Origin of the sequence: Phocaeicola coprocola (assembly GCF_041333015.1) — a bacterium.
In the GTDB taxonomy this organism is placed as follows: Bacteria; Bacteroidota; Bacteroidia; order Bacteroidales; family Bacteroidaceae; genus Phocaeicola; species Phocaeicola coprocola.
In genome coordinates, this window is the sequence record NZ_JBGKGM010000004.1 from 277,427 (window position 1) to 302,680 (window position 25,254).

The 25,254-nt window shown below is 41.5% G+C and carries 22 protein-coding genes; 8 read left to right on the plus strand and 14 right to left on the minus strand.

Annotated elements, in window-relative coordinates:
* Positions 1 to 82 precede the first annotated feature (82 nt).
* From ACDG22_RS11800 to map, 3 genes are read right to left on the minus strand one after another with little or no spacing between them, the layout of a single operon-like run.
* The gene (locus ACDG22_RS11800; RefSeq protein WP_007569550.1) at positions 83 to 580 is read right to left on the minus strand and encodes a CinA family protein; all 498 of its coding nucleotides are present in this window, start codon (positions 578 to 580) and stop codon (positions 83 to 85) included.
* A gap of 20 nt (positions 581 to 600) precedes the next feature.
* Entirely contained in the window at positions 601 to 1,623 is a 1,023-nt protein-coding gene (gene tsaD / locus ACDG22_RS11805) for a tRNA (adenosine(37)-N6)-threonylcarbamoyltransferase complex transferase subunit TsaD (RefSeq protein WP_007569548.1), read from the minus strand.
* 15 nt (positions 1,624 to 1,638) lie between these two features.
* Positions 1,639 to 2,493 (minus strand): type I methionyl aminopeptidase, encoded by an 855-nt coding sequence (gene map / locus ACDG22_RS11810; RefSeq protein WP_118485094.1) that lies wholly within the window; start codon positions 2,491 to 2,493, stop codon positions 1,639 to 1,641.
* 240 nt (positions 2,494 to 2,733) lie between these two features.
* Between map and ACDG22_RS11815 the strand changes: the two genes are divergently transcribed.
* A complete protein-coding gene (locus tag ACDG22_RS11815) occupies positions 2,734 to 2,952 on the plus strand; it encodes a winged helix-turn-helix domain-containing protein (protein WP_007569544.1) in 219 nt (72 codons plus the stop codon).
* An 87-nt stretch (positions 2,953 to 3,039) separates the two neighbouring features.
* On the opposite strand, the gene ACDG22_RS11820 is transcribed toward ACDG22_RS11815, so the two are convergent.
* Entirely contained in the window at positions 3,040 to 3,708 is a 669-nt protein-coding gene (locus tag ACDG22_RS11820) for an MgtC/SapB family protein (RefSeq protein WP_007569542.1), read from the minus strand.
* A 177-nt stretch (positions 3,709 to 3,885) separates the two neighbouring features.
* Here ACDG22_RS11820 and ACDG22_RS11825 point away from each other — a divergent pair, with 177 nt between their 5' ends.
* Positions 3,886 to 4,695 carry a Cof-type HAD-IIB family hydrolase gene (locus ACDG22_RS11825; RefSeq protein ID WP_007569540.1) on the plus strand — a complete coding sequence of 270 codons (810 nt, stop codon included), beginning with the start codon at positions 3,886 to 3,888 and terminating at the stop codon, positions 4,693 to 4,695.
* A 47-nt stretch (positions 4,696 to 4,742) separates the two neighbouring features.
* Here the strand turns inward: ACDG22_RS11825 and ACDG22_RS11830 are convergent, their stop codons facing one another.
* Together ACDG22_RS11830 and spt are read right to left on the minus strand one after the other, a co-directional pair.
* Positions 4,743 to 5,276 carry a ferredoxin domain-containing protein gene (locus tag ACDG22_RS11830; RefSeq protein ID WP_007569538.1) on the minus strand — a complete coding sequence of 178 codons (534 nt, stop codon included), beginning with the start codon at positions 5,274 to 5,276 and terminating at the stop codon, positions 4,743 to 4,745.
* Between the two features lie 272 nt (positions 5,277 to 5,548).
* Positions 5,549 to 6,736 carry a serine palmitoyltransferase gene (gene spt, locus ACDG22_RS11835; RefSeq protein WP_007569536.1) on the minus strand — a complete coding sequence of 396 codons (1,188 nt, stop codon included), beginning with the start codon at positions 6,734 to 6,736 and terminating at the stop codon, positions 5,549 to 5,551.
* Between the two features lie 224 nt (positions 6,737 to 6,960).
* On the opposite strand from spt, the gene ACDG22_RS11840 reads away from it, so the two are divergent.
* Positions 6,961 to 7,995, plus strand: coding sequence for a diacylglycerol/lipid kinase family protein (locus tag ACDG22_RS11840; protein WP_178270129.1), 1,035 nt, complete (start codon positions 6,961 to 6,963; stop codon positions 7,993 to 7,995).
* A gap of 53 nt (positions 7,996 to 8,048) precedes the next feature.
* Here ACDG22_RS11840 and ACDG22_RS11845 read toward each other — a convergent pair whose 3' ends face one another.
* Complete coding sequence (locus ACDG22_RS11845) at positions 8,049 to 8,759, minus strand: tRNA1(Val) (adenine(37)-N6)-methyltransferase (RefSeq protein WP_007569529.1); 711 nt, start codon at positions 8,757 to 8,759, stop codon at positions 8,049 to 8,051.
* Between the two features lie 193 nt (positions 8,760 to 8,952).
* Here ACDG22_RS11845 and lon point away from each other — a divergent pair, with 193 nt between their 5' ends.
* Genes lon through ACDG22_RS11860 form a run of 3 tightly spaced genes read left to right on the plus strand, consistent with a single transcriptional unit; the run spans position 8,953 to position 13,724 of the window.
* Complete coding sequence (gene lon / locus ACDG22_RS11850; RefSeq protein ID WP_007569527.1) at positions 8,953 to 11,433, plus strand: endopeptidase La; 2,481 nt, start codon at positions 8,953 to 8,955, stop codon at positions 11,431 to 11,433.
* A gap of 15 nt (positions 11,434 to 11,448) precedes the next feature.
* Positions 11,449 to 12,579, plus strand: a complete 1,131-nt coding sequence (tgt, locus tag ACDG22_RS11855) for a tRNA guanosine(34) transglycosylase Tgt (protein WP_178270130.1) — start codon at positions 11,449 to 11,451, stop codon at positions 12,577 to 12,579.
* An 8-nt stretch (positions 12,580 to 12,587) separates the two neighbouring features.
* On the plus strand, positions 12,588 to 13,724 hold the full coding sequence (locus tag ACDG22_RS11860) for an LptF/LptG family permease (RefSeq protein ID WP_178270131.1): 1,137 nt from the start codon (positions 12,588 to 12,590) through the stop codon (positions 13,722 to 13,724).
* Positions 13,725 to 14,020: 296 nt separating this feature from the next.
* Here ACDG22_RS11860 and ACDG22_RS11865 read toward each other — a convergent pair whose 3' ends face one another.
* Positions 14,021 to 14,515, minus strand: a complete 495-nt coding sequence (locus ACDG22_RS11865; RefSeq protein ID WP_007569523.1) for a thioredoxin family protein — start codon at positions 14,513 to 14,515, stop codon at positions 14,021 to 14,023.
* A 281-nt stretch (positions 14,516 to 14,796) separates the two neighbouring features.
* Here ACDG22_RS11865 and serB point away from each other — a divergent pair, with 281 nt between their 5' ends.
* Positions 14,797 to 16,032, plus strand: coding sequence for a phosphoserine phosphatase SerB (gene serB, locus ACDG22_RS11870; RefSeq protein ID WP_007569522.1), 1,236 nt, complete (start codon positions 14,797 to 14,799; stop codon positions 16,030 to 16,032).
* A gap of 21 nt (positions 16,033 to 16,053) precedes the next feature.
* Positions 16,054 to 17,298, plus strand: a complete 1,245-nt coding sequence (locus ACDG22_RS11875) for a DEAD/DEAH box helicase (protein ID WP_178270132.1) — start codon at positions 16,054 to 16,056, stop codon at positions 17,296 to 17,298.
* A 247-nt stretch (positions 17,299 to 17,545) separates the two neighbouring features.
* Here ACDG22_RS11875 and ACDG22_RS11880 read toward each other — a convergent pair whose 3' ends face one another.
* The 6 genes from ACDG22_RS11880 to ACDG22_RS11905 form a co-directional block, all read right to left on the minus strand.
* Positions 17,546 to 19,087, minus strand: coding sequence for a sulfatase family protein (locus ACDG22_RS11880; protein WP_007569514.1), 1,542 nt, complete (start codon positions 19,085 to 19,087; stop codon positions 17,546 to 17,548).
* 58 nt (positions 19,088 to 19,145) lie between these two features.
* Complete coding sequence (locus ACDG22_RS11885; RefSeq protein ID WP_007569513.1) at positions 19,146 to 20,369, minus strand: acyloxyacyl hydrolase; 1,224 nt, start codon at positions 20,367 to 20,369, stop codon at positions 19,146 to 19,148.
* A 1-nt stretch (position 20,370) separates the two neighbouring features.
* Positions 20,371 to 21,336 (minus strand): hypothetical protein, encoded by a 966-nt coding sequence (locus ACDG22_RS11890; protein WP_178270133.1) that lies wholly within the window; start codon positions 21,334 to 21,336, stop codon positions 20,371 to 20,373.
* Positions 21,337 to 21,384: 48 nt separating this feature from the next.
* Positions 21,385 to 22,212, minus strand: coding sequence for a hypothetical protein (locus tag ACDG22_RS11895; protein ID WP_007569511.1), 828 nt, complete (start codon positions 22,210 to 22,212; stop codon positions 21,385 to 21,387).
* 146 nt (positions 22,213 to 22,358) lie between these two features.
* A complete protein-coding gene (locus ACDG22_RS11900; protein WP_178270134.1) occupies positions 22,359 to 22,865 on the minus strand; it encodes a DUF4858 domain-containing protein in 507 nt (168 codons plus the stop codon).
* A 31-nt stretch (positions 22,866 to 22,896) separates the two neighbouring features.
* Entirely contained in the window at positions 22,897 to 25,218 is a 2,322-nt protein-coding gene (locus ACDG22_RS11905; RefSeq protein ID WP_178270135.1) for an outer membrane beta-barrel family protein, read from the minus strand.
* Positions 25,219 to 25,254: the final 36 nt, after the last annotated feature.

Here is a 25,254-nt window from a genome sequence, read left to right on the forward strand (position 1 = left end):
TTCCTATTTCTCTCAAACGGAGTGCAAAATAAGTGATTTTATTTTATATACACAAGCTTTTCTGTAACTAATTATCGTTTCATCACTCATTTTCTTGATTTTGGCAGAGTTCAAGCAATAATTGCAGGGCTTTTTTAGTTGCAGCCTGTATATTTTTCTCTCTTCCCTCATCCTCTGTCAACTTTGCAGTAATTACTTTTTCGCTATTACCTGCAGCAATCCAGATTGTACCGACCGGTTTTTCTGGGGTTCCTCCTGCCGGACCAGCTATACCTGATGTAGCCATTGCGTAATCAACTTCAAGTGTCTGCATTGCGCCTTTTACCATTTCTATAACAGTTTCTTCACTTACAGCTCCACATTGTTCCAAAGTTTCAGCTTTTACATGAAGTAAATCCTGCTTTACTTTATTGTCATAAGCAACAATTCCCCCTTTATAAAAACGAGAACTTCCAGGAATAGCTGTTATTATTGCAGCTACATTTCCTGCGGTACAACTTTCTGCTGTAGCCAATGTAAAACCTTCCCGCCAAAATATTTCACTAATTTCCTTGCTTAGTGTTTTAGTTTCTACTGACATAATAATTTCTTTGATTAATGTTACTTAATTGTAACCCGTGAATATGCGGGTTTGTCTATTGTGCAAAAATCCTTGTCCAAAAACTTATAATATCCAGTAATGGCAATCATAGCAGCATTGTCTGTCGTATAACCAAACTTAGGAATATATATCTTCCATCCATATTTTGCCGCATGCTCGCGGTAAGCATTACGCAAACCGTTGTTTGCTGATACTCCTCCCGCCACAGCCACTTCATTTACACCTGTATCTTTTACCACTTTACGCAGTTTATCCATAAGGATATCTACAATCGTTTTTTCCAGCGAAGCAGCCAAATCTGTTTTATGATGCTCTATAAAATCAGGATCCTCTTTTAACCAATCGCGTAATGAATAAAGGAATGATGTTTTCAATCCGCTAAAGCTGTAATCATACCCTGGAATATGAGGTTTGCTAAAAGTATATGCAAGAGGATTTCCCTGTCGCGCCAGCTTATCAATAATAGGACCACCCGGATACCCCAATCCCATTACTTTAGAGCATTTATCAATTGCTTCACCCGCAGCATCATCAATAGTCTGCCCCAAAACCTGCATATCGTTGTACGCATTCACACGGATAATCTGCGAATTTCCACCGGAAACCAATAAGCAAATAAAAGGGAATTTGGGTTGATCAGCATCTTCTTCTGATTCTTTAATGAAATGAGCTAACACATGTCCTTGCAGATGATTAACATCAATCATCGGAATATTTAAAGAGCGCGCCAAACCTTTTGCGAACGACACACCTACCAGCAAAGACCCCATCAATCCTGGACCACGAGTAAAAGCAATAGCACTAAGCTGCTCCTTTGTTACACCAGCACGCTTTAAAGCTTCATGCACTACCGGCACAATATTTTGCTGATGGGCACGGGAAGCAAGTTCAGGAACTACTCCTCCATAAGATTCATGTACAGCCTGACTCGCTATAACACTCGACAACAAAACGCCATTTTTTATGACAGCAGCCGAAGTATCATCACAAGAAGACTCTATACCTAATATAATAGTATCCATAATATATATTCATTATTAATATGTCAATATTTCCAGACCATTGTCGGTCATAACAAACGTATGTTCCCACTGCGCAGAAGGCAATTCATCTTCAGTCACTACCGTCCATCCGTCTTCTTCATCTATAAAAACTTCCCATGTACCCATATTAATCATAGGTTCGATAGTGAAAACCATACCTGGAACCAGCAACATACCTGTTCCTTTTCTTCCATAATGCAATACATCCGGCTCTTCATGAAACTCAACACCAGTTCCATGTCCACACAAATCGCGAACTACAGAAAATCCGTTCTTTTTAGCATGTTTTTCTATTGCATTTCCAATATCTCCGACAAAAGAAAAAGGTTGCGCAGCATTTATGCCTATTTCCAAACACTCTTTAGCAACACGAACTAGTTTTTCTTTCTCCGGAGTAGTCTTACCTATAATAAACATGCGAGATGCATCTGCGTAATATCCGTTTAAAATAGTAGTAACATCTACATTGACAATATCCCCTTCTTCCAAAATCTCTTCTTCCGAAGGTATACCGTGACATACGACTTCATTTACAGAGGTACACACACTTTTCGGGAATCCTTCATAGTTCAGAGGAGCAGGTATTCCTCCATGGCTTACAGTATAATCATATACTATCTTATCTATTTCGGCGGTACTCATTCCTTCACGAATCACCTCTGCCACTTTATCCAATACTGCCGTATTCAGCATACCGCTCCTGCGAATACCTTCTATCTGTTCAGGAGTTTTAATCAATTTGCGGGTAGGAACCTCATGGCCTTTATTCTGATAATAAAGCACTTTTTTGTCCAACTCGGTCAATTCCACCCCTTTAGGGACCACCCAATTTACCTTATTCCTCCTCATAATTTTTATCTTTCTTTTTTACGTTTTGCAAAGTTAACAGAAAAAAAATAGAAAATCCGATTAATCAAACAAAAAAATACCACTCTACAGAAGCAAAAAACATTCAGAGTATAATTAAAGTTAAAAACCGAACATTTTGAAAACAATTCATCAAAAAGACATACAATATCCTCGGAATTAGCTTATTTTTGCTACAGACCATTTTAAAAACCTAATATAAACCATTTAAATCACAACCACATGAACAAAACGCAAATTGGCGAAAACGCAGGCATTGTTTGGAACATATTAAAGGACAATAAGCACTGGGAATATGAACAATTAAAAGAAATTTCCGGCTTGTCGGATAGAGAGTTGAATGCAGCCATAGGCTGGTTGGCAAGAGAAGATAAAATTGATTTTGACATGAATCAAGAAGGCGATTGCATATTTCTGACCGTTAATGTATTCATCGGTTAAAATTCAATTTGGATTCATAAAAACAACAGGTTGCATCTTTTTTATATATAGATGCAACCTGTTGTTCTTTTATGAACGGCCTACCAATCAGATAATCCGAGTAACTGTTATATCCGGAAAATCCTGTAAAAACATCAGCAACAACCCTTCCTCATTTATCCTTTTAGCTTTCACTACCATACTTACGTGATAAACATTCTTTCCGTTTGTATATGCTTCTGTCATCTCATAAGATACTACCACATAATTTCGTGTATTAAACTTTTTAGATACTCTTTTGATAGCTTCTTTGTCATCTGTAGAGAAATCAATCATCATATTACGTAAGCCTATGCTTTTAAAAAAATAACTTAGCGTTTCCAAGCCCAACAAGACCAACAGTGTAGCCGATATCCCGACCGCATACATTCCAGCCCCTACCGCAAGCCCAATTCCCGAGGTCGCCCAGATACCTGCCGCTGTAGTCAGCCCCCTAACAATCTGCTTCTGCAAAATAATTGTCCCAGCACCGATAAAACCAATTCCACTCACTACCTGTGCAGCAATCCGACTCGGATCCAGACGAATCAAATCCGTTTTCAGCACTTCCATAAATCCATATTGAGAAACAATCATCATCAATGCACTTCCCAAAGCTACTAGAAAATGAGTACGATAACCAGCTTCCTTTGCACGATACTCACGTTCCAAGCCTATTAAAACTCCCATTGCACCAGCAACAAAAAGCCGTAAAGCAAAATCCCAAAAGATATCCATAACACCTATCTCCTTATATTATTATACTGCAATACTTCTAAACAAGAAAATCTCTTCCAAAAACCTAACTAAAAAGCTGAAGCTTTTTACAGATTCTAATATTTGTTATCTCGAAATATAAGAATAAAATTCGATTTATGCTATCTTTGCACAGACAAAAAACACCTTTTACAAATTATGAAATATAAACTTTTAGTACTCGATCTTGACGGAACACTGACCAATTCTAAAAAGGTCATTACCGAACATACACGTACCACTTTGATTGAAGCACAAAAACGCGGACTCAAAATAGTCCTTGCATCAGGAAGACCAACCTACGGAGTTGTCCCATTGGCAAACCAGTTGGAACTGGACAAGTATGAGGGATATATTCTTTCTTATAATGGAGGAGAAATCATCGACTGGAAAACCGGTGAAATGATGTATAAAAACCTACTGGACCCCGAAGTGCTTCCCTATTTATACCAGTGCGCCAAAGACAATAATTTCGCCATCGTCAGCTACGAGAACGAATACGTACTGACAGAGCATCCAGACGACGAATACGTTCTCAAAGAAGCATTGCTTAATGTTATGAAAATTAAGAAAGTAGACAATTTTCTTAAAGCAATAAATCATCCTATCACCAAGTGTCTGATAGTTGGAGATCCTACCCGACTGGCTGTATTGGAAAAAGAAATGTACGACCACTTGAAAGATCGGATGGGCGTATTCCGTTCCGAACCTTATTTTTTGGAACTGGTTCCCAAAGGTATCGATAAAGCACGCTCCCTTTCTGTCCTGCTGAAAGAAATAAATATGAAAAAAGAAGAGATGATTGCTGTAGGTGATGGCTTCAACGATCTCTCTATGATACAATACGCAGGTTTAGGAGTCGCAATGGCAAATGCTCAACCTGTTGTACGTGAAAATGCTGACTATATTACTCTATCGAACGATGAAGATGGTGTAGCAGCTGTAGTAGAAAAATTTATTTTAGCTTAAAGAAATCACCGCAGGAAGTAAGCATGCTCTTCCTGCGGCAAAACTTATTACGGATTTTTAGGCTTCCGGTCAAAAAAAGGATTTTTAGAGGACGCACTTACAGGAATAGCATACACTTGCGTACATCCATCCAGCCAGTCAAGTTGCTGTGCGGCAAGTCCCGCAGAAAACATAACACGAGTATCTACTCTGTTATCGGCTGCAACAGAACAAGCCGAACCTATTGCAATACCTACATCTACACTATTGATAGCACACGGAACACCATCTTCTCTTTCTCCACAAGTTGCGAAACCACAATGCCCGCAGTTCATCCCATGCGGATGGTCGTGCGTACCAATCAGTACCACACACTCAGCTTCCAGAATATTATCAGCATCACGCAAGAAAAACTTAAACCCGTTCTCCTCATACATCTGCTTCATCGTATCCGAAAGAATACGAATATTACTTTCCGTCACCATTGCCACCTCAATGATATCTACTCCTTTCGCTTTCGGAGCAGTACGTGCAGCAATCATCATCTGTTGAGCAATCTGTAACACCTGCTCATGGCGACTGTCTCTTTCATTCAGTATCATATCACATTAAAGTTAAAACATAATAATAACAAAAGGGTTATATCCGAGCTCCTCTGCAAAGCATCGGACGCTCTAAATATAACCCTTTTTCTAAAACAAACCGTCAAAACGATTTATTTCTTTTTTCCTTTTTTCAGGTCATTTTCATGAATGGCCTCTTCTACTTGATAAGCCGGAGCATGTTTTTTATGCATGCCTTTCGGTTTTTTATTACCAGCAGCTCCCATAGTAAAACCTCCTTTCAAAAGTCCTTAAAAAAGTCGAATATAATGTTATTTCAATATATCCAGTTGTTTGAAACATTTAGTTAACTTTTCTATTGCAAAGTCCACTTGTTCCTTTGTATGAGTAGCCATCAATGCAAAACGCACTAATGTATCCTGAGGTGCACATGCAGGCGGAATAACAGGATTTATAAACACACCTTCATCAAAAGCAAGCTTAGTTACCTCAAAAGTTTTATCTGTATCACGCACATACAACGGAATAATAGGGCTTTCTGTTTCTCCGATTTCAAAGCCAGTTTCACGGAAACGCTTCAATGCATAATTTGTAATTTTCCACAAGTTTTCCTGACGTTCCGGCTCTGTCTTGAAAATATGCAGAGCTTCCATTGCCGCAGCAGTAGCAGCAGGAGTATTACTAGCCTGGAATATGTAAGAACGTGCATTGTGGCGCAACCAGTTGATTACATCCTTATCACCAGCAACAAAACCTCCGATAGAAGCCAATGACTTAGAGAATGTACCCATAATCAAGTCAATATCTTCAGTTACTCCAAAATGATCGCATACACCGCGTCCGTTTCTTCCGAATACACCAAGACCGTGAGCTTCGTCTACATATACAGTAGCATTGTATTTCTTCTTCAGGCGAACGATTTCAGGCAGATTTGCCAAATCACCTTCCATAGAGAATACGCTATCTACAACAATCAGTTTGATAGCATCAGGTTCACATTTTTGAAGCTCTTTTTCCAGCGCTTCCATGTCATTGTGTTTGTACTTCAGCTGAGTAGCAAAAGAAAGGCGACGTCCGTCGACAATAGAAGCATGGTCGCGGTCATCACAAATAATATAGTCACCGCGTCCGGCAAGCTGTGGGATAACACCTTCATTTACAGTGAAACCGGTAGAAAAGCACAACGCTTCATCTTTTCCCACAAATTCTGCCAACTCCTTTTCCAGTTCCACATGGATATCAAGAGTTCCGTTCAACAAACGCGAACCGGCACATCCGGTTCCATACTTGCGGGTAGCAGCAATAGCTGCATCGATAATGCGCTGGTCGTGAGTCAGTCCCATGTAAGAATTAGATCCGAACATCAAAACCTTTTTTCCATCCATAATTACCTCTGTGTCTTGAGCACTGTCAATTTCGCGGAAGTAAGGATACACACCTCTCTCCATGTACATCTGAGGTGTTCTGAATTTACTTAGTTTGTCTTGTAATAATCCCATATTCTAATAGCTGGTAAGCCCTGAACGACTTACATTATTTATATTAACCGGACGCTTCATGCCGGCAATTTCAAAAAAGAGTGTGCAAAGATAATAATTTTCATTATTTCATGTGCTCGTTAAAGCAAAAAAAACTTCTCTGACATCATTTATACATAAAAAATACCATCTGATAAACAAAATAGTCGTACTTTTGTTTACTTAAAAACCAACCCACCCGCAAAATGGATTCAAAAAAAGAAATAGTATTTATAGTCAATCCTATATCAGGCACTCACAGCAAAGAGTTTATCTTGCACCAGATAGAGAAAAGACTAGACCACTCATTATATAATTATACGATACGTAAAACCGAATATGCCGGACATGCTATCGAAATAGCCCGCCAGGCTGCCGAAGAGAAAAAAGACACCGTGGTAGCTATAGGAGGAGACGGAACTATCAATGAAATAGGACGCTCACTTATACATACTGACACGGCCATGGGAATTATTCCTTGCGGATCGGGCAACGGATTGGCAAGACATTTGCACATTCCTCTGGAAGCACGCGGAGCTATTGATGTCTTAAATCAAGGCTATATTAAAACCATCGATTACGGAACGATAGACAGTCGCCCTTTCTTCTGCACCTGCGGAGTTGGTTTCGATGCTTTCGTAAGCCTTAAATTCGCCGATTCAGGAAAGAGAGGACTACTCACCTATCTTGAAAATACCTTGCACGAAAGTCTTACCTATCGGCCAGAAACATACGAGATAGAAAATTCTTCGGGCACTGTACGTTATAAGGCCTTTTTAATAGCATGTGCCAATGCTTCACAATACGGTAACAACGCCTATATAGCTCCCCAGGCGTCACTTACGGATGGCATGATGGATATCACTATACTTGAGCCTTTTACTGTTCTGGATGTCCCGGCACTTTCTTTCCAGCTGTTCAACAAGACAATTGACCAAAACAGCCGCATTAAGACACTGAAAGAAAAAAAGATTACCATACATCGCACGAAGGAAGGAGTATTCCATTTCGACGGAGATCCCGCTATGGGAGGAAAAGACCTTGAGGTGGAAGTTATTTCAAAAGGACTTAAAGTAATAGCTCCACAGAAAACAAAGTCGGGTGTAGAGGCATTTAATGTGCTTCAACATTTTACCGATTTTATAGGTAGCCGCCCGATTACATCAGCCATTACGCGTAAGCACAAAGAACTTTTGCAGATAAACCACAACTTATTACGCAGGCTATCCAAAAGAAATTAAAGATTTTAACCAGATCACGCCCTATTCCGTTCAGGTATAGGGCGTAAAAGTATCTACATATTCAAATAAAAATCTTTCGTCAGTTCAATATAGTCTTTGCTGTACACATGACGATCCAGCTCTACAACCAGATGCTCTGTATCATAGGCACATATCTTCCGACCAAAAGCCAGTAACACACGTTTAGGCTCAGCCCCAGGTTTAGTATGAACCAACGTCTTCCGTTGTATATAAAGATGTTTCTCCGCAGCAAGGGAAACGAAGAAATCGCCAGCATCTGCCGGAATAATCACAGAAAAAACTCCATCTTCCGTCAAAAGCTTTTCTACCGCAGTCAACAAATTTCCAAATGTAAGGTTTCCCGTATGCCGTGCCGTATCCCGTCGTTCATCCGGGCAACGTACTTCTTCCACAAAATAGGGAGGATTAGACACTATTACATCGAAACTTCCATATTCCTCTCCATTCATCTGCATAACATCTTTCCGGCAGATACAGATCCGATTTTTCCACGGTGATGCATTTACATTTTCCATTGCCTGTTCTACAGCCTCCCCGTCAATATCAGTTCCTACGACACAAGCAGCAGAACGCTGGGCCACCATCAGGGCAATCAAACCTGTTCCCGTCCCTATATCAAGCACCCTTTTTGCCGTGTCGACTTGCACCCATGCTCCGAGAAGCACACCGTCTGTACCAACTTTCATGGCGCAACGATCGTGAAAAACCGTGAACTGCTTGAACTTAAAATATGGATTAGGCATATTACTTATATTTCTTATTTTCCGTCAAAAATAAATAAAATACATGGCTTTTCAGTGTAAAAGTGTCATTTATTTTGTTTGACACATTGCATTTACGACAAATCCGCTTCCGTATTCGAAGTGGAATGATTAACTTTGTACTCGTTTTTGAGCTTTCAAACATGCTCTTATTAAAAATACACAAAACGCGAATATGGTAAGAAGAAAGAAAATAGAAACGGACAGTTCGATAAAAACTGGAAATGATGAACTTTCAATGGTAACAGAAATAGAAACTGCTCCCGAAAATCTGTCAGCAGATGAACTGGAGAAGGAATTCCCCATCATGACTTTACGCAACATGGTAATGTTTCCCAGCGTAGTCATGCCTGTCACTGCTGGCCGACGTACTACACTGAAACTTGTGCATGACGCGATGAAAGATAAAAAACATATTATCATTGCCACACAAAAAGTTGCAGAAGTAGAAGATCCCGGAATATCAGACTTGCATCCTGTTGCTGTTATCGGACGCGTATTACGCGTATTCGAAATGCCTGGTGGAAACACAACTGTCATCCTTCAGGCAAGCAACATCAAGGTACATCTTGATGAAGCAACAGGTACACGCCCCTACCTGAGAGGAAAAGTAAGCCTGATAGAAGAGCAGATGGAACCGACAGATTCTGACGAATTCAAGGCTTTGATGGACACCTGCATCGAGTTAAGCAATAATTATATCGAAGCATCAGAACAGATAAGCCCGGATATCACTTTCGCTTTAAAGAATTTACCAAAGAACCACATTCTTGTAGATTATATCTGTACAAACTTCCCTCTTTCGATAGAAGACAAGTTTCATTTGCTCAACCAGAATACACTGAAAGACCGCTTGTACAATCTGATACAAGTGCTCAACCGCGAAACCAAGTTGGCGAATCTGAAGCAAGATATTCAGATGCGTACACGGGAAGAACTTGACAAACAGCAGCGTGAATATTTCTTGCAACAACAGATAAAGAATATTCAGGATGAGTTGGGACACGGACAGGATGATGAAATAGAAGAACTCCGCAAGAAAGGAAAGGAGAAAAAGTGGAAAAAAGAAGTAGCCGAAGTTTTCGAACGCGAAGTTTCGAAACTGGAACGCATCAATCCACAGTCGCCCGACTACAACGTACAGCTCAACTACCTGCAAACGTTATTGGCATTGCCATGGGAGGTCTATACTACAGACGTCCTGAACATACCCAACGCGGAAAAAGTTCTGAATAAAGATCATTACGGACTGGAAAAGGTAAAAGAGCGTATATTGGAACATCTTGCTGTCTTAAAACTGAAAGGCGACCTGAAATCACCGATCATTTGTCTGTACGGCCCTCCGGGAGTTGGTAAGACATCGTTGGGACGCTCTATCGCTGCCGCCCTCAAGCGCAAATACATACGTATGTCGCTAGGAGGCGTACATGATGAAGCAGAAATACGCGGACATCGCAAAACATACATCGGAGCAATGCCGGGACGTATCATTAAAAGTCTTATCAAGGCAGAAGCCTCAAATCCGGTTATCATCCTCGATGAGATAGATAAATTAAGCAGTGACCGTCAGGGAGATCCAGCTTCAGCTATGCTTGAAGTTCTCGACCCGGAACAAAATAACTCGTTCCACGACAATTACATTGATCTCGACTACGATTTGTCGAAAGTCATGTTCATTGCTACGGCAAACAATCTGGGTACGATTCCGACTCCGTTGCTCGACCGTATGGAGCTGATTGAAGTAAGTGGATATATCACCGAAGAGAAAATAGAAATTGCCCGCCGCCATCTTATCCCGAAAGAAATGGAGGCTACAGGTTTAAAGCGTGAACATGTAAAGTTTACCAAACCTGCCATTGAGTATATCATAGAAAACTATACACGCGAAAGCGGAGTACGTGAACTGGAAAAGAAAATCAGCAAGGTAATGCGCAAAATAGCTCTCGAGATTGCCAGCGACAAGTTCGAAGGGCTGCATGAACTGAAACCTGCCGATATCAGACAATATCTGGGAGTTCCGGAATATTCACGCGACAAGTATCAGGGAAATGAATATGCAGGTGTAGTAACAGGCCTTGCATGGACTGCCGTAGGAGGAGAAATCCTGTTCGTAGAGACCAGCTTGAGCAAAGGAAAAGGTGGACGACTTACCCTGACTGGTAACTTAGGAGATGTCATGAAAGAATCAGCTATGCTGGCTCTGGAGTATCTGAAAGCACATACCCATCTGCTCGATCTGCCTGAAGGCATTTTCGACAACTGGAATATTCATATACACGTACCAGAAGGAGCAATTCCTAAAGACGGTCCTTCTGCCGGCATCACGATGGTTACCTCGCTGGCTTCGGCACTTACCCAGCGGAAAGTAAAAGCGAACCTGGCTATGACAGGTGAGATTACACTTCGTGGAAAAGTATTGCCGGTAGGTGGAATCAGAGAAAAAATCCTGGCAGCCAAACGTGCCGGAATCACTGATATTATTCTCTGCGAAGAAAACCGCAAGGACATAGAAGAGATTCAGCCATTGTACCTGAAAGGATTGAACTTCCACTATGTAAAGGATATAAAAGAAGTCCTTACACTGGCACTGACAGACGAAAAAGTAGCTGATGCCATAGATTTTACCGTGACTGACGAGAAAAAAGAAGAAAAGTAAAAGCTCGCTTATAACATGAAATTTGAATTACAATATACAGACCCGCGTTCCAACGCCCGTGCCGGACTGATTACAACCGACCACGGGCAGATAGAAACGCCTATCTTCATGCCTGTGGGAACACTGGGCAGTGTGAAAGCCGTTCATCTGCACGAACTGAAAGAAGACATTAAGGCACAAATTATTTTGGGAAATACCTATCATTTGTACCTTCGTCCCGGACTTGACACACTGGGAAAAGCCGGTGGACTACATAAATTCAACGGCTTCGACCGTCCGATGCTGACAGACAGTGGAGGTTTTCAGGTATTTTCTCTTGCCGGCATCCGTAAGATGAGAGAAGAAGGAGTGGAATTTCGTTCACACATCGATGGCTCTAAACATCTGTTTACTCCCGAACGTGTAATGGATATCGAACGTACCATCGGAGCTGACATCATGATGGCTTTCGATGAATGTACTCCAGGTACAGCTGACTACAATTATGCCAAGAAGTCAATGGAACTAACTCACCGCTGGCTGGACCGTTGCATTACCCGTTTTAATGAAACCGAACCTAAATATGGTTACCAGCAGTCACTCTTCCCGATTGTACAGGGATGTGTGTATCCCGATCTGCGCCGGCGTTCGGCTGAATACATCGCTTCAAAAAATGCGGATGGAAACGCTATCGGCGGACTGGCAGTAGGAGAACCTACTGAAAAGATGTACGAAATGATTGAGGTAGTCAACGAAATACTGCCTACCGACAAGCCACGTTATCTGATGGGTGTAGGAACCCCGGTAAACATACTGGAAGGTATCGAACGGGGAGTCGACATGTTCGACTGTGTAATGCCTACCCGTAACGGACGAAACGGTATGCTTTTCACCAAAGACGGCATCATGAACATGCGTAATAAGAAATGGGAAAACGACTTCTCTCCTATCGAAGCCGACGGAGCTTCGTATGTAGATACGATGTATAGCCGAGCTTATCTGCGTCATTTGTTCCATGCTCAAGAGTTGCTTGCCTTGCAGATTGCTTCCATACATAATCTGGCTTTCTACCTGTGGCTGGTAGGCGAAGCGCGCAAACACATCATCGCCGGCGACTTCTCTACCTGGAAGCCTGCTATGGTGAAACGCATTTCTACACGATTATAAAAAGAATCATGGTAATGAAACAGATAAGCAAATTCCAACTGAAAGAACTGTTTAAGAAGAAATGGCTGAAACGACTTGACCGTTATATTATTGTCAAGTTTTTGGGAACGTACTTTTTCGCCATTGCTTTGATTATTTCTATTGCCGTAGTTTTCGATGTAAACGAAAATATCGACCACTTCATCAATAACAAGGCACCGCTGAAGGCTATTGTATTCGACTACTACCTGAACTTCATACCTTATTATACAAACTTGTTCAGTCCGTTGTTCGTCTTCATTGCGGTTATCTTCTTCACATCCAAACTGGCGGAAAACTCTGAAATCATTGCCATGTTTTCTACCGGAATGAGTTTTAAGCGCCTTATGGTCCCTTATATGATTTCGGCAGGAATCATTTCTGCCGTAACATTCGTATTAGGTACGGAAGTCATTCCTACCGGAAGCGTCACCCGTCTGAAATTCGAAGAGCGCTACAAGAAAAAGAGATCAGCCGATTATGCACGAAACATTCAGCTTGAAGTAGACAGCGGAGTAGTTGCCTACATGGAGCGATACGATGCTTACAGTAAAAGCGGCTACCACTTCTCTCTTGACAAGTTTGAAGACCATAAGCTGGTATCACACCTTACTGCACGCCGTGCTACATACGACACCACTATGTATCACCGCTGGATTATCAGAGATTACATGATACGTGAAATGAGAGGCATGCGTGAATATATTACGCGAGGCGACCGCCTAGATTCTATCATAAAGATGGAACCTCAGGATTTTCTTATCACACGCGGACAGCAGGAAACAATGACTAGCCCTCAGCTTAAAGAATACATCAGTAAACAGAAACAGCGAGGTTTTGCCAATATCAAGGAGTTTGAGGTAGAATACCACCGCCGTATAGCCATGTCGTTTGCTGCATTTATTCTGACTTCCATCGGCTTGTCACTGTCTTCACGAAAAGTAAAAGGAGGAATGGGCTTGCACTTAGGTATCGGACTGGGACTCAGTTTCTCGTATATTCTGTTCCAGACCATTTCATCTACCTTTGCCATAAACGGAAACATGATGCCTGCCATTGCCGTATGGATTCCAAACATACTGTATCTGTTTATTGCCATTTATTTGTACCGCAAAGCTCCAAAATAAAGAAAAGTTGTACCTTTTAGCCCTTTACGTCATCCACGCTGCCTTTACATTCCATCGAAAAGATGTTTGCTGAAGCAGATAAAAACGATCCATACGTAAAGGGCAAAAAGGCTATAAAAAAAAACAACACGTAATAAGGGGAAAAACATCAGCATCTTTTATACAATAATTCTCGATGTTTTCTGAAAATATGTACAAAAAAATAAGTTGCCCGCTTCAGAAAAATCTGAAATCAGGACAACTTTTTGCTTTTTGTTGTATTCAAAATTCATCTACTCCACCTTCCCACCTTATCATTAATTCAGGTAAGAAGCCAATTCGGTTGCGGTTACATTTTTTGCCACAATAATTCCGCGGCTATCTATCAGATAATTCTTAAAACCGCGCTCCAGGTCGTATGCCCGGAATATTTCCGAATCGGAACCATCTGTTTCCACATAGCAGTCGTTCTTCAAAAGTCCGTCTTGCTTTACCGTTGCGTTGAAAACCGAAACATAACGGTCGAAAGAAACAGAAATCATCTTTATCTGGCTATGTTTATCTGCCAGATGCGCCAATGCAGCATTTTTTTCTCTGGACGCCGCATCGTAACTTGCCCAGAAGCTCAACAACGTATAACCCTCACGGGCATCGTGCAGGTCGAGCAGCTGCACTGAATCGCAAAGCATCAACTGAGGGGCTGCATCACCCAACTTCAGTTTCTCTGCAGGGATACTCTCTTTACTAAAGCTAAGAGAGATTAGGGAACCAATAACTAATACAACAAAAAACCATTTTACACTTTTAATCATGTAATTTGATTTTAGTTAATACTATCCGGGACTGCCCTTTCACAGTGATTTCTACCCGGAACATTGCTTGATGAAATGCATCTTACTAACGAAGATTCATATCATATTTTTGAGAAATCTGCCGCAAAGATAAGCACTTTTTATTTTATGACCTAATAAAAATGCTATATTTTATGTTTTGCAACATATTTTCATATTTCAGGTTGTCCAGAATCTTCACAAATATCTATGCAAGTTTATGAGAAAACAGTATATTTGCAACTAATATCAGCATTATATACATGGATAAGACAAATACCGAACTCGTATTAATACGTATCAGCGGTCTGGACCGTCCGGGGCTTACTGCCTCCATAACAGATATCCTTTCAGGATATGATGTAGACATAATGGATATCGGTCAGGCAGACATTCACAGCACTCTTTCGCTGGGTATTCTTTTTAAATGCAGCGAACAAGATTCGGGTAACATCATGAAAAACCTGTTGTTCAAGGCTTCCGAATTGGGAATAAACATCCGGTTCTACCCTATTTCACGCGAAGAATACGAAGAATGGGTAAGTATGCAGGGTAAAAACAGATATATTCTCACCTTGTTGGGAAGAAAACTGACTGCCCAACAAATAGCAGGCGCAACCAAAATTCTGGCGAACCAGGGATTGAACATCGATGCCATCCGTCGTCTGACAGGTCGTGTTCCTTTGGACGAACAAAAAGCCAGTGTACGTGCATGTATTGAATTCTCCGTACGTGGAACTCCTCGTGACATTGACGAGCTTCAGGGAGAACTGATGCGTTTAAGCAGTACGCTCGAAATGGACTTTTCTTTCCAGAAAGATACTATGTACCGCCGTATGCGAAGACTGATTTGCTTTGATATGGATTCCACGCTTATCGAAACAGAAGTAATAGACGAACTGGCGAAACGTGCTGGTGTGGGTGAACAGGTACAGGAAATCACCGAACGTGCTATGCGTGGAGAAATAGACTTCCGCGAAAGCTTCAAAGAGCGCGTAGCTTTGCTGAAAGGACTGGACGAAAGTGTAATGAAAGACATTGCCGAGAATCTGCCTATCACTGAAGGAGTAGAGCGACTGATGTATGTACTGAAACGTTACGGCTACAAGATAGCTATCCTGTCGGGAGGATTCACTTATTTCGGCAACTACCTGAAAGAACGTTTCGGCATCGACTATGTATATGCCAACAATCTGGAAATAGTAGACGGCAAACTCACCGGACGTTATGTTGGTGATATCGTAGACGGAAAGCGCAAGGCCGAATTACTGCAACTCATCGCACAAGTAGAAAATGTAGATATCGCACAGACTATTGCCGTGGGAGATGGAGCAAACGATCTTCCTATGCTCTCTGTAGCCGGACTTGGCATTGCCTTTCATGCCAAACCCAAGGTAAAAGCCAATGCAAAACAGTCGATAAATACCATCGGACTGGACGGAGTATTATACTTTTTAGGATTTAAGGATTCATACCTCGACGAACGAGGTAACAGTTGATTTTTTGAAGAAACAATATATATGAAGTTTTCAGAACTGAACTTAGAAGACAGTGTACTACAAGCACTCGATGCCATGAATTTCCGGGAGTGCACTCCCGTTCAGGAACACACCATTCCGGTTATCCTGGAAGGAAAAGACCTTATAGGTGTAGCACAAACCGGAACAGGAAAAACGGCAGCCTACCTGTTGCCGGTTATAAACGAACTGAGTAAAGGAGGATATCCTGCCGATGCAATCAACTGCATAATCATGTCACCCACCCGTGAGCTGGCGCAGCAAATAGACCAGCAGATGGAAGGCTTCTCCTACTTCATGCCTGTATCGAGTGTTGCTATCTATGGTGGAAACGATGGAATCCGCTTCGAGCAGGAGAAAAAAGGGCTCACACTTGGAGCAGACGTAGTGATCGCTACACCAGGCCGCCTGATCAGTCACCTGAGCTTAGGCTATGTAGACCTGTCGAAAGTTTCGTTCTTCATACTCGACGAAGCCGACCGTATGCTCGATATGGGATTTGCCGATGATATTATGCAGATAGTAAAATATCTGCCCAAGAAACGGCAGACCATCATGTTTTCGGCTACCATGCCGGCTAAAATACAGCAACTGGCCAAAACCATCCTGCAAAATCCAGTAGAAGTCAAGCTGGCCGTATCAAAACCAGCAGAAAAAATTATTCAGGCAGCCTATATTTGCTATGAAGCCCAAAAGCTGGGTATAATAGAAAGCCTTTTCAGCCAGCAAAAGCCAGAACGCGTAATTATATTTGCTTCCTCCAAGCTGAAAGTTAAGGAAGTTGCCAAGTCACTGAAGCGCATGAATCTGAACGTAGGAGAAATGCATTCCGATCTGGAACAGAATCAGCGAGACGCCATTATGCATGAATTCCGCAACGGACGTATCAGTATGCTGGTAGCAACCGACATTGTAGCGCGCGGTATCGATATAGATGATATCCGACTGGTTATTAATTACGATGTTCCTAATGATAGCGAAGATTATGTACACCGTATCGGACGTACAGCACGCGCCAATAACGACGGATGCGCCATTACTTTTGTCAGTGAAACAGAACAGTCCAAATTCAAGCAGATAGAGAACTTCCTGGAAAAAGATATCTATAAGATTCCTGTTCCTTACGAACTGGGAGAAGCTCCGGAATATGCACCACGGGAAGCACGCAAGAAAAATCCTTCCGGAAAAGATAAAGGGAAAAGGCGCACTTACAAAAAACGTCCGAGAAATAAGTCTGAAAAAGTATGAATCCAATTATAAGAACCATATTCTTATACAAAATATTCACTTTATACAACATTGATAACAGACGTTTTCTAAGTTTTTACTTTGCCTGACACAACGACCGACAAATCTATTTTCAAGAAACAAAGTATATTTCCTCCATAATCATAAACTCCCGAAAAGTTACTCCAAACCAGTAACCTTTCGGGAGTCTTCTTAATACATCCTCATTCCTCTCCTCACCTGAAATGTAGGAAACAAGAGAACTTACTTATTTAGAAATGAAATACCCCGGCTGAATATGCAACCCGCTTTCTACAATGCGTATAAGCTCATCACGCATTTTCTGAACAAGCTCCTTATTTTCTTCTGCTACATTAGAATGCTCTCCCGGATCGGATAACAAATTATATAGCTGATCAGCCTTTGGATTATTCCCCAATTCTGTATTGGTCTGCTTATTGACAGCAGGACCGTTTGCCGCAGGAATATACTTCCACACACCATCCGTTATCGATAAATTGTTATGCAAGTTCTGTTCCACAGCCCAAGAGCGGCCTTTCACATCAGCCTTAAGCCATGAATCCAGATGATTTTCACTATCGGGCGCACTACCTTCCGGTAAATTTACTCCACACATCGAAGCAAACGATGCAAGCCAGTCGATCTGACTTACCAGATTGTCTGATACTCCAGCAGGAATCTTTCCCTTCCAGCGAATAACGCAAGGTACTCTTGTACCTCCCTCATAACTGCTATACTTACCACCTCTGTATACCCCGGTAGCCTTATGATTTCCCAGCAGCTCTACTGCCTGATCTTTATATCCGTCATCAATAACAGCACCGTTGTCACTGGACAGAATTATAATAGTATTATCATCCAGATTCAGTTTTTTCAATGTTTCCATCACCTGTCCTACAGTCCAGTCGAAAGACAACAAAGCATCTCCACGAGGTCCTAATCCACTCTTTCCGGCAAAACGTTCATGAGGTACACGAGGTACATGAATATCATTGGTTGCCAGATAGAGGAAGAAAGGCTCTCCCGACTTCTGGCTGTTTTCTATAAACCGGATAGCATGAGTTGTTATGCTATCAGCTATGTCTTCATCTCGCCATAAAGCACTCTTTCCACCTTTCATGTATCCGATACGAGAAATACCATTCACGATAGACTGATCGTGTCCGTGTGACGGATGCATACGTAAAAGCTCCGGATTATCTTTTCCTGTAGGTTCACCGGGGAAATTCTCGGTATAGCTTACATATACAGGATCATCAGGATCGAGCCCTACCCCTCTACCATTTTCCATAAAGATACAAGGAGTACGGTCTGCCGTAGCAGCCATAATATAAGAATAATCGAAACCGATATCAGCTGGATTAGGTTTTACCACTCCATTCCAATCTTGCTTTCCTGTTTCATTTCCCAGCCCGAGATGCCATTTTCCTACCACTCCAGTCTGGTAGCCGGCTTCCTTAAACATGTCGGCCATGGTATAACGGTCGGGAGTAATGATCATGGCAGCATTGCCGGCTGCAATTCCGGTTCCCTTTCTACGCCAGGCATATTCTCCCGTAAGCATGGCATAGCGCGAAGGAGTACTTGTAGCCGCAGCACAATGGGCATTTGTAAAACGGATTCCCTCAGAGGCCAGTTTTTCAACATTGGGTGTACGCACTGCTGAAGTACCGTTACAGCTCAAGTCACCATAACCTATATCGTCAGCATAAATAAGCAGTACATTCGGACGACCGGACTGCTGCTGTGCAACAGCCGATGAATACAAAGCCAAAGCACCTATCGGCAAAACAGTTTTTTCATAGTATAACAGAGATTTAAATCAGTAGCAATTATATCTAAGTCGATTATCTTTTCGCATTAAATCTGAACCCCAGTCCCAGCATCAGGTTATTAGGATCTTTAAATTTATAGAGTTGGTATCCTACGTGCAGAAACAGATTTCTGGTAATATCCGTTTTCAAGGCTACTACCTGATAAAACGAATCCGTATCTGCTCCTTTGCAGACGACGTTCCGCCCTACACCTAAATTAATGGAAAAGACAGGCATTACAATCTCAGCACGGAGGGAAACGCCCACTGCAAACTGTTCTTTGAAAGGAGGACGATGAAAGCGAATATTCTCTGCATCAGGACCACTTATCGTATTGGCAATGTGGTCGGCTATGTTAGCACTCTCATCGTACTGCGCATCCAGCGACAGACCGGCACGAAAGTAATGACTGAAATTATACATCGGATTAAAATTCAATCCGCCAACAGCAAAAGAACCGGGAACAAGCACCGCAGAACTTTCTGTAGGGAATACTCCCTTTTTCTTTAGCGCACCGTACACAATAAGGTCATAACTTATATACGGATCAAACGTTTTCCTGTTCCGGCAGGAAGTATAAGCCTTGTCATGCAACTCAAGTTTCTCCTTACTGCCGAAATAACGTATCAATCCGATACTTCCGCCTATCGTATTGACTCCGGAATTGGGATATCCCGTATTGCCGTTTGAGTAATGTGTCACACCTACTCCTGCCCGCAGATTCGTACGGGCATCAATCTGCCAGTTAAGCAGCAGACCAAAGTTGATATACGCATTTATTTTCGAACCAACTACATTGTTCATAGGATTCGTTTCCTCATCATATTTCTTCCATCCGAAAGACGCTCCAAAATTCCACTCATAGTCGAAAGACAAACGAGGGGTTATACTCATTATCCGGGAAGTCTGGAATGCATAAACAGCCAGAGGATTTCCTATTTCTTTAGAATTGAAGAAAGTATTATACCCCACTCCGATTCCCTGTATGGCATGCGGGTATATTTTCCCCCAATAAGTGTCGGGCGAAAACTTGAATCCATACTTCACATGTCCGGAAAAGGTCTTTCTGACCGGAGTCTGAGCTGCATTCACGCCTTTAAAGAATCCGTTTGTAGGAAATGTATAGGCAGGACGAAAATCAACTCCTACCATATGAATCATCTTTCTGTCTGTACTGTCTTTTTCGCCTGCCACCGCACAAACAGACAGGCACAGAAACAGACACAGAAGTATAAGTCTGCTAGTTTTTCCACTCATCTCATTCTATTTTTTCAGGAATTATACAAAAGTCGTACAGCCCCTTACTATAAAGTTTCCCTTCAAAAGTCCGCTTTCTTCCTGTAGAAGGAATGGAAATGTACAGTTTATAATCTATCCAATATTGCTCAATCATATAATAGACTGAAATTTTCCATTTTTCACCGGGAGGAATGACATATTCCTTACCTGCCAGATCGGATTCGATGGAAGTTTTAATTTCCTGAGAATTGACTCCGACCTCTGCCTTTGTACTTCCCAGAACCGGTTGTTTATCTACGAAATCGGGTATGACTACCAATGGCAAAGGAGTACCCAAAAAGCGTTTATACAGTTCCTCTTCATTTACTCCATCTTTATTTCTAAAAGAAACTTCACGCGAAAAAGATGTTTCCAACGGAGTGAAGTGCCAGCTTGTCGGCTGATCGGATTTGCTGTTATTCACTACCAGCGAATAGTCAGGTTCCAGCGTATTGTCAGAATATAACAAGCTTTTCCAATCATATACAATACTGTCTACTTCGTATTTTGAGGTTTGGGTCAACGACACTGGAATAGATTTCATCTCATATTCATTGCCGACAATTATTTCAACGTCAAGAGCCGACCTGTTCATGTTTTCTCCCGCATAAATACAAAGTTCTCTGCCATTCCTCTTCTCTACCCTGAAGTTGCAATATTCATAACCCAACTTTATAACGGCATTGGCTCCATTCTCCAAAGGCAGGTTTCTTCCATCAGGTTTTCCCTCAAGGTCACAAACTACTCCCCACACATTTTCAGAGGCTCCATATATATTCAGGATATCCCAGTTATCCGACTTAAAATTTATTCTGGCAACAGAATCTGTTTCCGACAACTGCACCACCGGAACTTCAGGCAAATAATCGTCTATAAAGACTCCGCTATTGCATCCGACGGCAGATACCAATAAGCCCAACCACAATATTTTCTGTATATTTTTCATTTTTTATCTCTACATGAATATTTCCAACCTTACATACAGCCTGCAAACTTATCTCCCGGGAGGCATGATAACCGGTGATCCGCCCCGCTTGTCAATCATGACACTTCTTAATACTTCATAGAGAATTCCACCAACATCGATGCCTAAATCGAATTTATTGAATTTATAGTAAGGTGTAACAATCGGAACAGTCTGCCATCCCCGTTGGGGATCGTAATATCTCTGTGCTCCTACCTCCATACCAAACCGGTCGGTAAAATCATAGCCCATAGTAGCTCCGAATGCGCTCCTGTTAAAACCATAACGGTTATCCGGAGAATATGAGCCGAAAACATTTATATGGAGTCTGTCAGCAGGACGGTATGTTACGATACCGGAAACTCCCAAAGACTGTCCTACACTCTTCGGGAAATTATACTTTACCGCATCCACTCCCGCCTGAATAGAAAAATAATCATTCAGGTCATAACGATAAAAGAACGAGGCCTGATTTACTCTTCCCAGACCAGGCAATGTTTCCTGCATACCACTGCCATAAAAATTAGGAAGGATTTGTCCACCCGTCGCATAATCTCCATAAAATCTGGGAGAAGGATTTGTATAATAAGGAGGTATATAGAAAGGCTTGCGCAATTTAATCTCTATTTTCTGTCCGTCCGGTATCTCATTTACCGGATTACTCAGTGTGTTTTCCTTGAAATCGGCAGCATATCCACCCGGTTGTGGAAAAACGACGGCACCCTCAGACAATATTTTCAGACTGTCTTTTTCTTGCTTAATACTATTTACTTTCATGTTTTCCTGAGCATAAAGTCCTGCACAAGACAAACAAAGAAGTGATAATAGCATGATGTTTCTCCACTTCATATTCTTCATAGTTTGAGTTATGGATTCAAATATAGATGAAATAATTCATATAACAGCCAGATCTTAATCTATTTTAATACCCGAAAAGCAATATATCAAATAGACTGACATTTATCTCAAAACTCATTAGAATACATATCCCATTATTTGAGGCTCTACTTTTTATCCTTTTTGAAAATAGGTTTAATATATTTCTTGAAAATTTTTCCCACTTCAATGGTAGTTGAATTATTCAGCATATCATACGTTCTACCCGCTGATGGTTTAAGAGTGCGTCCGTAGTCTGTCTGAAGCCTTTTACTGAAATCTGGTCCTTCTTTCATGATGAGTTCAGGAGGACGACCTTCCATTGTCACATCATAAACAGGATCTTCTCCTCGTTTAGTCCAAATAGAATAAGGACACATACGGATATATTTCTTCGGCTTCTTTACCATAAAAGTATCCGTCAGATTTCGAGGTATTCCTTCGTCAAAAGGATTCTTAAACTCCATCCATTTCTTTTCAAGCGGAGCTTCCTGAGGTTTATTATAATCCATGCCGCCCGGAAGGAAATCAAACAGAATGAGTTTTACAGCTTCTTCATTCAGCTTAATTTCCTTATCTTCCTTCTGCTGCCCCATAACAGGCATTATTATCAGCAAAAGAAATTTTAATACCATATATCGCCGGATGCAGTTCATTCTGCGTTTTTTATTCACTCATGTTCAATCGTGACATTTCATTTTCAGCCGCACTGCGGTTATTCATTGTACGTTCTGTCCGGAAGCGGTATGTAACAGTAAAGCCAACCTTCCGCGTGTCTTCCTTTCCGATACTGTTCATGATAATATCATTCAAACGGGCTGCACTGCGTATTTTGTTCTTATTGAAAAGGTCATACCCATCGAGCGAAAGCTGAAGCCTGTCATCCAGAAATGATTTTTTCAGACTCAGATTCAGAGACGTGTAACTCTTCGATTCGTACAGCTGATAATAACCTCTGGAACCATAATTAAAATCGGCAGATAACAAGAATCCGGAAGGAAGAGTGAAGCTATTGTTGAAATTCAGTATCATCAAAGGACGACCTGATTTCAGCATACTTCCATCCGGTCCAGGATAATTGAAGAATGTTTTCATACAGGTAAGCGTGAGTGAAGGTATCCACCACTTCACCGGATATTGCAGGTTTATCATACCCGTCAGATTATGCAGTTTATCAAAATTATCCATGTAGCTGACCGTAACCGCCGAATTTCCCGGCATACTGTAAAATGCTGTTACCAGCGGATTGTGCGTACAGGTATAATTCAGGTTAAAGAACAGGAACTTATAAAACAGCATATAGTTCAAGTCATGAGTCAGAGCCTGTTTCAGGTAAAGATTTCCTTTCTGATAGGTAAACCGGTCTGTATACACGGCATTATCATTCATTACACCAAAAGGAGGACGCTCCGTATGAATGGAGTAAGTAAGAGACTGTTGCAGACTCTCCGTATTATAACTTAACGAAACAGAAGGCAGAAAATTGTGATATGTCTGGTTCTGACTTTTGCTATCATTGGTTTCTCTCAGATCACTTCGTATGTGTTCGTAACGCAAGCCTGCTCCCAGCGACAGATTATTCCATGCATAATCGTATGACAGGTAGAGAGAATTCTTCAGCTCTGTATTACGAGTACGGCCATTATTCAACGCACGGATATATTCTATATAGTCTGTTCCGCTTGTATGACTAAAATCATATCCCAAGCTGAAAGTTCCCGCTTTCTCGGTTTCATACGACAAGCTGAATTTGGCAGCAAACAAATCCCAGTCTGCTTTACGGTGATAGTCCATAGACGTTTCTGCATCGTCGCTTTCCCATTCACGAATATTCCCCCGGCTACAATCAGTCTTGTGAAGATAATCACCGAATACGTTCATTTTCCAGCCATTCTTCCAGTCGTTTATATAATACAGATTAAAATGGTTGCTGACGGACTTGTCGGACACATCACTGAGATTCTTAATAAAAGTAGAAACACCCTTATCCGGTATCATGGAAAGAGTTTCATTTGAGAATGTATTACCTTCGCTGTATTTGCCTTCATATTTCAATCCAACCTCCGATTCTGGTGAAAAATGATAAGAAACACCACCCGTATAAGCATGGCTTTCGTTAAAAATCTGCTTTTGACTCAAATTAGTAAGATTCCAGATAGTATCACTTTGAGTCTGCTGATAAATATCAAGATCCGAATCCTTCTTTCCACGATCATAATTGCAAGAAAAAAAGAAATCCCAGTCTTTATAGTTGTAGCTTCCATTCATCCGGTAATTCTGGCTGAAATGATTGCCCTGCAACAGATTACCGCTGACATTAAAGGCAAGTCCTTCTCCCAGACGTTTGGTCTTGATTTCAATTACCGCACGCTGCTCCGAATGATAACGTGTGTCAGGATTCGTCATCAGTCTGACAGACTGAATCTGGTCAATAGCCAGATTATTCAGTTCCGTTTGATCTGTAACCTCCCTGCCATTGATATAATACGTAGGTGTACCTTTTCCTATCACTTCAATGGCTTCACCCCGCTGCTGTATACCTGGTATCTTACAAAGCAGATCATTCAGAGTGGTTTGTTTGGCAAGGATAGTGTTCGGCACATCAGCAGTAATTCCATCCCGGTTCAGTTTGAAAGGTTTCCTGTACGCTGTAATCTCCACTCCTTCGAGTTCAGTTTGTGAGAACTCCATCCGAGCTATCGGCAGGGTAATGTCCGCATTAACAAGTATATTCTTATACAGCGTCTCATAGCCCAGATAGGAATAGCGGATAATATAGCAGCCACCATCGAGTGATGTGCTATATATACCGCAAGAGTCTGATACCGCACCTGTTACAAGCGTACTGTCTGACTGATTCAGAAATGCCACATTTACCATCGGCATTACTGCATTTTCTGAATCTATGATTTTTCCTTTAACAAAATGCTGACCATAGACAGGCATTATGATGAAACTGCCTATTATACCTAAAACCGTTGTTCTCATTGGCTAAATTTACACAATAATCTTATTCAAAAATTG